The 883-nt window shown below is 62.1% G+C and carries 1 protein-coding gene; it reads right to left on the reverse strand.

Annotation, left to right across the window (positions count from 1 at the left end; translation table 11 throughout):
- Positions 1 to 20: 20 nt before the first annotated feature.
- A complete protein-coding gene (locus tag GO986_RS22435) occupies positions 21 to 818 on the reverse strand; it encodes an IS5 family transposase (RefSeq protein WP_369409550.1) in 798 nt (265 codons plus the stop codon).
- Positions 819 to 883: the final 65 nt, after the last annotated feature.

The raw sequence follows: 883 nt of genomic DNA on the forward strand, positions 1-883 counted from the left end.
GCTAGAGGGTGCCAAGAACGTTATGCAACAAGGGGCTTCAAGTTGTTGCAGAGCAGAATGCAGGCCGCGAGGACGTGGAAGCCGACCAGGGTGGTGGGCAAGCGTTCCAGGTCACGTCCGAGGCGTCTGAAGCGCGCCAACCAGGCCAGTGAGCGCTCCACGACCCAGCGTTTCGGCAGCAGAATGAACCCCTTGGTCGCTTCGGGTCGTTTGACCACGACCAACTCAACCCCAGCCTGGGTGGCGTCCAAGGCCGCTTGGGTGCCGGTGTAGCCCTGATCGGCGAAGGCGATTTGGACCGTCGCACCTGTGGCTTCCTGCACGTCTAGGCACAGGTCTTTGACCTGTGCCCTGTCTTGCTCATTGGCTGGTGTGGTGAGGACTGCGAGGACGTGCCCCAGGGTGTCGACGGCCAGATGGACTTTGGTGCCCCTCCGCTTCTTCGCGCCGTCAAAGCCGGCACGGTGGCCGCTCTCTGGTGTGCTCTGGAGTGTGCGACTGTCGATGATGATCGCGCTTGGCTCCCCGTTCCGGCTCTTCTCCACACGAGACAGAATCCGCAGATCATGCGCCGCGCTCTGGAAGCACTCCGCGACAAACCAGCGGTGCGCCTGTTGGCGCACCGTCTCCGCCGGTGGGAAGTCATGGGGCAAATACGCCCACTGCGCGCCAGTGCGCGCGACCCAAAGCAGGGCGTTCAGCACGTCTCGAATGGGATATTTCCGTTGCCTCGCGTCTTCGGGACTCAGCAGCAGATACGGGAGCAGAAAGAAATACGTGTCGTCATCGACGTCACTGGGGTACCCTCGGCGTGTCACCGACCCATTCTGCTCGTTGCGAAGTCACGACCGCGAACTTCAAACCTGTTCTTGGCAGCCTCTAG

Origin of the sequence: Deinococcus arboris, assembly GCF_009755355.1 — a bacterium.
GTDB classification, from domain to species: Bacteria; Deinococcota; Deinococci; order Deinococcales; family Deinococcaceae; genus Deinococcus; species Deinococcus betulae.